The sequence below is a fragment of the Streptomyces sp. NPDC057939 genome (genome assembly GCF_042887545.1).
Classification (GTDB): domain Bacteria; phylum Actinomycetota; class Actinomycetes; order Streptomycetales; family Streptomycetaceae; genus Streptomyces.
In genome coordinates this window covers 83,780-90,560 of record NZ_JBHVPG010000037.1, presented here as the reverse complement: position 1 = coordinate 90,560, position 6,781 = coordinate 83,780, and the positions used below count along the sequence as shown (strand labels likewise).

Below are 6,781 nucleotides of genomic sequence, written 5' to 3'. Positions count from 1 at the left end.
GGCTGGATGGGGCCGGGTGTCGGCCGGATGCGGCCGGGCGGCGTCGGATGAGGCTGGGTGGGGCCGGATGAGGCGGGTGGGGCCGGGTGGGGCCGGATGTCGGCCGCCGAGCCGGATGAGGGTCCCGCGTCCCCCCGCGCACTCGGACGCGAGGGGGCGCGGGGTCAGACCACCGCGCCGCGGCCCGGGTCGTCGTCGTCGTCCTCGTCGCCGTGGGCCATGCGGGCCACCAGGGTGGCGAAGCCGCCCAGGAAGCCGCCGATGCCCAGGGTGGTCAGCCACCAGGTCATGTTCCACTGGAACAGCACCGCCAGGAGCAGCAGTACCGGTCCGCCGACCACCGCCAGCCACGCGAACTTCGCCGTCGTGTCCGCGGGCGGGAGTTCCGGTTCCGGAGGAACGAAGTGTCCCTCCTCCGCCGCCAGGTCGTCGTCCTTCGGTTCGGCCGGGGTGTGGTCACGGGGACCCGTTCCCGGTCCGCCCACGCCCACGCCCGGGGCGAAGACCACCGAACTGCCCAGCGGCGGCAGGGGATCCGGGTCGGCTCCCTTGTCGTCGGACGTGGACCTGGACTCGGACTCGGACTCGGACTTGGAGTTGCCCTTGCCCTTGTTCATGCCCTTGTCCGCGTCCGCACCGGGCGCCGGCGGCGCCGGCTTCACGTCCTCCTCGGGCAACATCAGGTTCTCGATCGGCCGGAACGGCCGGGCCCCGGGCGGGTCCGGGGGCTCCTGTCCGTATCCGGCGACGATCGCGGCCCACGCCGCCTCCTCGTCCAGTGGGGGAACGCCCCCGGACGACTCCTCGTGCTCAGCCACCGCTGGCCGCCCCCTCCTTGCCGACGCTCTTCGCGAGCCGACCGACGAACGCATAGCTGTCCGCGAAGATCCGCTCCGCGTCATGGTCCAACGTCGCCACGTGGTAGCTCTGTTCCAGCAGGGTCTCGGTGACGTCCGTGGAGGACACCCGGGCCAGGATGCGCGCCGAGTCGACCGGCGGTACGACGTGGTCCTGCGGGCTGTGCAACAGCAGCACCGGCTGGGTGACCTGCGGCAGCTCGGCGTCGACCAGCTGGAAGAACTTGCGCAGGGAGTGCGCGGCCCGCGTCGGGACCCGGTCGTAGCCCACCTCGACGGAGCCCGGCTTGGCGATGTCGCTGGCGATCCCCGGCGTCGACCGGATGAAGTGCTTGGCCACCGGAAGGGCGACGGCGAGCGGGTCGTGCACCTTGTTGGCCGGGTTGACGAGCACGATGCCGCTGATCTCGTCCCCGTGCTTGGCCGCCAGCCGCAGGGTCAGCGCGCCACCCATGGACAGTCCGAACACGAACACCTGCTCGCAGGAGTCCAGCAGCTCCCGCAGCGCGCGGTCGACCTCCGCGTACCAGTCCTGCCAGCCCGTGAGCTGCATGTCCTGCCAGCGCGTCCCGTGCCCGGGCAGCAGCGGCAGTGACACGGTCAGTCCGCGCTCGGCGAGGTACTCGGCCCAGGGGCGGAGCGACTGAGGCGAGCCGGTGAAGCCGTGGCAGAGAAGCACGCCGACCTCTCCGCCCTCGTGGCGGAACGGCTCTGCTCCAGGGAGGACGGGCACCAGAGTCTCCTTGTCGATCAGGATGCGCGGGGGTACGGGGAGCGTTGCGCTGTGTGACTTCACCGTACGCGACCGGGGTGGCACCGACCAGGGTCGTAGGGCCGCTCCGGGTGGAGGCAGGGGTTAAGGTCTGTTCGACAGACACAGGAAGGCTTTCGAGTTGATCTACGGCGCAATGAAGTTCTCCATCGGCGGGTCCCTGAAGCTCGCCTTCAGGCCGTGGGTGGAGGGCCTCGAAAACATTCCCGCGGAGGGGCCGGCGATCCTCGCGAGCAACCACCTGTCCTTCTCCGACTCCTTCTTCCTGCCGGCCGTGCTCGACCGGAAGGTGACCTTCATCGCGAAGGCGGAGTACTTCACCTCCCCCGGGGTCAAGGGCAAGCTGACGGCCGCCTTCTTCAAGGGCGTCGGCCAGCTTCCGGTGGACCGCTCCGGCGCGCGCGGTGCGGGCGAGGCCGCGATCAAGAGCGGCATCGACGTCATCGAACGCGGGGAACTGTTCGGTATTTACCCCGAGGGGACGCGTTCACCCGACGGCCGCCTCTACCGCGGCAAGCCCGGCGGTCTGGCCCGGGTGGCGCTCGCCACCGGCGCCCCCGTGATCCCCGTCGCGATGATCGACACGGAGAAGATCCAGCCGCCCGGCAAGGTGGTCCCGAAGCTGATGCGCCCGGGCATCCGGATCGGCAAGCCGCTCGACTTCAGCCGCTACCACGGCATGGACGGGGACCGCTTCATCCTCCGCTCGGTGACCGACGAGGTCATGTACGAGATCATGAAGCTTTCCGGCCAGGAGTACGTCGACATCTACGCGACGGCCGCCAAGCGGCAGATCGCCGACGCCGAGAAGGCCGAGAAGGCCGCCAGGACGGACAAGGCCGACAAGGCTGACAAGGCCGAACAGCAGGACCGGGTCGCGGAGTAGGCGGGCGGCGGACGTACCGCCCGCAGGGGGTGGGGGAGATGGCGAAGCGCGAGCGCGTCGTACGCATGTCGGTCGAGCAGCCGCTGTGGCGGGCCCTGACGGCCTACCGGCTGCTCACCATGGTCTACGCGGTACTCCTGTTCGCCTTCTCCCACAAGGAGTTCGACCGGCCCGGGGTCGCGATCGGCTACCTCTGCCTCCTCGCGGTCTGGACCCTGGCCACCCACCCCAGGGTGGCGAACGCGGCCAGTTGCACCCGGGGCTTCCTCGGCGCGGACCTCACCGTCGCGCTGACCGGCATCCTGCTCACCCCGCTCGCCGACTCCCACCAACGGATAGCGGACGGCGGCTCGACCCTGCCGAGCATCTGGACCGCGGGATCGGTCCTCGCCTTCGCCATCAAGGGCGGCTGGCGCTGGGCCGCCTTCGCCTCGTCCTTCGTGGCGGCCGCCAACCTCGTGATCCACGCCGGCGAGCCCACCCGCGACACCCTCCACAACGTCCTGCTGGTCTGGGTCGCGTCCATCGCGATCGGCTACGTCGTCGAGGTCGCCCGGGCCAGTGAGGCGACCCTCGCCCGCGCCCTGGAGATCGAGGCGGCCACCCGCGAGCGCGAGCGCCTGGCCCGTGACATCCACGACGGGGTCCTCCAGGTCCTCGCCATGGTCCAGCGGCGCGGCACCGAACTGGGCGGCGAGGCCGCCGAGCTGGGACGGATGGCCGGGGAGCAGGAGGTCGCCCTGCGCACGCTGGTCTCCAGCGGGCTCGTGCACCCCTCGCGGGTCTCCCGCGACGAGTCCCTCGGCGCGCTCGTCGACACGTACGAGGTGGACGAGCCGGACACCGGGTCCGGCGAACTGGACCTGCGCTCGCTCCTCGCCCCGCACGCCGGGTCGAAGGTGAGCTTCGCCGAGCCGGGCACGCCGGTGATGCTGCGGGTGCCCGCGGCCCGGGAACTGGCCGCGGCCGTCTCCGCCGCCCTCGACAACGTGCGCAAGCACGCCGGGGAGGACGCCCGCGCCTGGATCCTGCTGGAGGACTGGGGTGACGAGGTGATCGTCACCGTCCGGGACGACGGCCCCGGCATCCCGTCCGGTCGGCTGGACCAGGCGGAGGGCGAGGGCAGGATGGGCGTGGCCCTGTCCATCCGGGGCCGACTGCGCGACCTCGGCGGCAGCGCCGAGCTGGTGTCCGTCCCCGGACAGGGCACCGAAGTGGAACTGAAAGTACCGAGGGGGAGGACCCAGTGAACGCGCCGAACGAGCACCAGGACATCAAGGTGATGGTCGTCGACGACCACCCGATGTGGCGGGACGCGGTCGCCCGCGACCTGGCCGCCGCCGGGTTCGACGTCGTGGCCACGGCCGGCGACGGGCCCGAGGCGGTCCGCCGCGCCCGCGCCGTCGTCCCGCAGGTCCTGGTCCTCGACCTCAACCTGCCCGGCATGCCCGGGGTGCAGGTCTGCAAGGAGCTCGTCGGCGCCGATCCGGCCCTGCGCGTCCTCGTCCTGTCGGCCAGCGGGGAGCACGCGGACGTGCTGGAGGCGGTGAAGTCCGGCGCGACCGGCTACCTGCTGAAGTCCGCCGGCGCCCAGGAGCTGATCGACGCGGTCCGCCGCACGGCCGCCGGCGACCCGGTGTTCACCCCCGGCCTGGCCGGCCTCGTGCTCGGTGAGTACCGGCGGCTGGCGACCGACCCCGCCCCGGCCGCCGCCGACGAGCCCAAGGCGCCGCAGCTGACCGACCGGGAGACCGAGGTCCTGCGACTGGTGGCCAAGGGCCTCTCGTACAAGCAGATCGCCGAACGCCTGGTCATCTCGCACCGCACGGTGCAGAACCACGTCCAGAACACCCTGGGCAAGCTCCAACTGCACAACCGCGTGGAGCTCGTCCGGTACGCCATAGAGCGCGGGCTCGACGACGCCTGAGCGGACCCACCGACCCGCCGCACCGCGCGAACCGGCTGTCGAAGGTCGTACTTACGTCCTCGTACGAGTGAACCGGTGTACGCAACGCCCCGTAATTCCACCTGAATTGCCCGCGCCCGGCCCCTTGTTGTGACCTGGGTCACCACTAGCGTGACCGTCATGGCGAAGGGAGATTCCATGAAGGTCGGAGTGCTCACGGGCGGCGGCGACTGCCCCGGACTCAACGCGGTGATCAGGGCCGTCGTCCGCAAGGGCGTACAGGAGTACGACTACGGGTTCGTCGGGTTCAAGGACGGCTGGCGCGGGGCCGTCGAGGGCAACACCGTGCCGCTCGACATCCCCGCGGTCCGGGGCATCCTTCCCCGGGGCGGCACGATCCTCGGGTCCTCGCGCACCAACCCGTTCAAGACGGAGAACGGTGTGCGCTCCATCAAGGAGAACCTCGCCAAGTTCGAGGTCGACGCCCTCGTCGCGATCGGCGGCGAGGACACGTTGGGCGTGGCCGCCAAGCTGTACGAGGAGTACGGCATCCCCTGCGTCGGCGTCCCCAAGACCATCGACAACGACCTGTCGGCCACCGACTACACCTTCGGCTTCGACACGGCCGTGGGCATCGCCACCGAGGCCATCGACCGGCTGCACACGACGGCCGAATCCCACATGCGGGTCCTCGTCGTCGAGGTGATGGGTCGGCATGCCGGCTGGATCGCCCTGCACTCGGGCCTCGCGGGCGGCGCCAACGTCATCCTCATCCCCGAGCAGCGCTTCGACATCGACAAGGTCTGCGCCTGGGTCACCTCCCGGTTCAAGGCGAGCTACGCCCCGATCGTGGTCGTCGCCGAGGGCGCGATGCCGACCGACGGCGAACTGGTCCTCAAGGACGCCACCACCGACTCCTTCGGGCACGTCCGCCTCTCGGGCGTGGGGGAGTGGCTGGCCAAGGAGATCGAGGCCCGGACCGGCAAGGAGGCCCGCACGACGGTCCTCGGGCACATCCAGCGCGGCGGCACCCCGAGCGCCTTCGACCGCTGGCTGGCCACCCGCTTCGGGCTGCACGCCGTGGACGCCGTGCGGGACGGGGACTTCGGCAAGATGGTCGCGCTCAAGGGGACCGACATCGTCCGGGTGCCGATCATCGAGGCCACCTCGAAGCTCAAGACGGTGGACCCGGCGCTCTACGAGGAGGTCGGCGTCTTCTTCGGCTGACCGCCCCGGGATTCCCCGGGATTCCCGGGGCCCCGAGAGGCCGTGGCTTGCCGGGCGCGGCCGGACCGTGGGTCGTATCGTGACGAACGACCCATGGTCCGACACAGCGCACGGGAGCACGCGTGGAGATCCTCGCCTTCGGAGTGACCGCCGACGAGAAGCCGCTCCTGGAGCGCGCCTTCTCGGGGGAGCACGAGGCCCGCTGTCTCGAAGTCTTCCTGACCGAGGACACCGCGCCCATCGCCGCCGGGTACGAGATCGTCTCCTCCAGCGTCAACGCCGACCTGAACGCCCGGGTCCTGCACATCCTCGCGGCCGGCGGGACCAGGATGATCGCCCAGCGTTCCACCGGCTTCAACAACATCGATCTGGACGTGGCCGGCCGGCTCGGCATGACCGTCGGCCGGGTCTCGTACTACTCGCCCTACTCCGTGGCCGAGTTCGCCTGGACCCTGGCGATGGCCGTCAACCGGCGGATCGTCCGCGCCTCGATCCGCACCCGCGACTTCGACTTCCGGTTGAACGGGCTGATGGGCCGCGACATGCGCGGCCGCACCGTCGGCGTCCTCGGCACCGGCAAGATCGGCGAGGCCTTCACCCGGATCGCGCACGGCTTCGGGATGAACCTGCTCGGCTGGGACGTCGCCGAGAACCCGGCCTGCACGGCCCTGGGCATGAAGTACGTGGACAAGGAGGAACTGTTCGCCTCCTCGGACCTGATCAGCCTGCACGTGCCGCTGCTGGAGTCCACCCACCACATCATCGACGCCGCCGCCCTGAAGGCGATGCGCGACGACGCGATCCTGGTGAACTCCAGCCGCGGCGGACTGATCGACACGGAAGCCCTGGTCACGGAGTTGCGGGCGGGCCGCTTCAGCGGGATCGGCCTGGACGTGTACGAGGCGGAGGCTGGCGTCTTCTTCCTCGACAAGTCCCTGGAGGCCGTCGAGGACGACACCCTGGCCCGGCTGGTCACCTTCCCGCACGTGGTCGTCACCTCCCACCAGGCCTACTACACGAGCGACGCCGTGGGCCAGATCATCGAGACCACCGTCCGGAACGTGGCCGACTACCTCGCCGGCCGCCGCTCCGAGAACACCCTGGTGCCCGGCCCCGCCTGACACCGGGGGACG

At 70.8% G+C, this 6,781-nt stretch carries 7 protein-coding genes; 5 read left to right on the top strand and 2 right to left on the bottom strand.

Annotation, left to right across the window (positions count from 1 at the left end; genetic code table 11):
* Nucleotides 1–164 precede the first annotated feature (164 nt).
* Nucleotides 165–818 (bottom strand): hypothetical protein, encoded by a 654-nt coding sequence (locus tag ACFVS6_RS30645; protein WP_389708920.1) that lies wholly within the window; start codon nucleotides 816–818, stop codon nucleotides 165–167.
* Nucleotides 811–1,590, bottom strand: coding sequence for an alpha/beta hydrolase (locus ACFVS6_RS30640; protein WP_389708918.1), 780 nt, complete (start codon nucleotides 1,588–1,590; stop codon nucleotides 811–813). Before ACFVS6_RS30640 ends, ACFVS6_RS30645 begins: the two co-directional genes overlap by 8 nt.
* 175 nt (nucleotides 1,591–1,765) lie before the next feature.
* Between ACFVS6_RS30640 and ACFVS6_RS30635 the strand changes: the two genes are divergently transcribed.
* The 5 genes from ACFVS6_RS30635 (at nucleotide 1,766) to ACFVS6_RS30615 (ending at nucleotide 6,769) form a co-directional block, all read left to right on the top strand.
* A complete protein-coding gene (locus ACFVS6_RS30635) occupies nucleotides 1,766–2,515 on the top strand; it encodes a lysophospholipid acyltransferase family protein (protein WP_389708930.1) in 750 nt (249 codons plus the stop codon).
* A gap of 38 nt (nucleotides 2,516–2,553) precedes the next feature.
* Entirely contained in the window at nucleotides 2,554–3,765 is a 1,212-nt protein-coding gene (macS, locus tag ACFVS6_RS30630; RefSeq protein ID WP_389708916.1) for a MacS family sensor histidine kinase, read from the top strand.
* 32 nt (nucleotides 3,766–3,797) lie between these two features.
* On the top strand, nucleotides 3,798–4,442 hold the full coding sequence (locus tag ACFVS6_RS30625; RefSeq protein WP_389708928.1) for a response regulator: 645 nt from the start codon (nucleotides 3,798–3,800) through the stop codon (nucleotides 4,440–4,442).
* Between the two features lie 177 nt (nucleotides 4,443–4,619).
* Nucleotides 4,620–5,648 (top strand): 6-phosphofructokinase, encoded by a 1,029-nt coding sequence (locus tag ACFVS6_RS30620; RefSeq protein WP_389708927.1) that lies wholly within the window; start codon nucleotides 4,620–4,622, stop codon nucleotides 5,646–5,648.
* A 122-nt stretch (nucleotides 5,649–5,770) separates the two neighbouring features.
* Complete coding sequence (locus tag ACFVS6_RS30615; protein ID WP_389708914.1) at nucleotides 5,771–6,769, top strand: 2-hydroxyacid dehydrogenase; 999 nt, start codon at nucleotides 5,771–5,773, stop codon at nucleotides 6,767–6,769.
* The last annotated feature ends 12 nt before the right edge of the window (nucleotides 6,770–6,781 follow it).

Excerpts from the sequence above, each read along its gene's own strand:
- ACFVS6_RS30635 (WP_389708930.1), top strand. The coding sequence starts at position 1,766 with ATGAAGTTCTCCATCGGCGGGTCCCTGAAGCTCGCCTTCAGGCCGTGG.
- macS (WP_389708916.1), top strand. The coding sequence starts at position 2,554 with ATGGCGAAGCGCGAGCGCGTCGTACGCATGTCGGTCGAGCAGCCGCTG.
- ACFVS6_RS30625 (WP_389708928.1), top strand. The coding sequence starts at position 3,798 with ATGGTCGTCGACGACCACCCGATGTGGCGGGACGCGGTCGCCCGCGAC.
- ACFVS6_RS30620 (WP_389708927.1), top strand. The coding sequence starts at position 4,620 with ATGAAGGTCGGAGTGCTCACGGGCGGCGGCGACTGCCCCGGACTCAAC.